This window comes from Chryseobacterium taiwanense (genome assembly GCF_000813825.1).
In the GTDB taxonomy this organism is placed as follows: Bacteria; Bacteroidota; Bacteroidia; order Flavobacteriales; family Weeksellaceae; genus Chryseobacterium; species Chryseobacterium taiwanense.
Window position 1 is genome coordinate 1 of sequence record NZ_JWTA01000037.1, and the last position, 200, is coordinate 200.

A 200-nucleotide genomic window follows, 5' to 3' on the forward strand; every position below is an offset into this window, starting at 1 on the left:
TTAAATGCTTCCATAGCTCAGTTGGCCAGAGCACGTGATTTGTAATCTCGGGGTCGTGGGTTCGAATCCCTCTGGAAGCTCAATTTAATATAAAATATCTGGGGAGATTCCAGAGTGGCTAAATGGGACTGACTGTAACTCAGTTGCTTCGGCTTCGTAGGTTCGAATCCTGCTCTCCCCACATTTTATATTAGAAAAAA

2 tRNA genes are annotated in these 200 nt (G+C 43.5%); both read left to right on the forward strand.

What is annotated here, in order from left to right:
• Positions 1-6: 6 nt before the first annotated feature.
• Positions 7-80, forward strand: a tRNA-Thr gene (locus RM51_RS19340).
• Between the two features lie 20 nt (positions 81-100).
• Positions 101-181: transfer RNA gene (locus RM51_RS19345), tRNA-Tyr, on the forward strand.
• Positions 182-200: the final 19 nt, after the last annotated feature.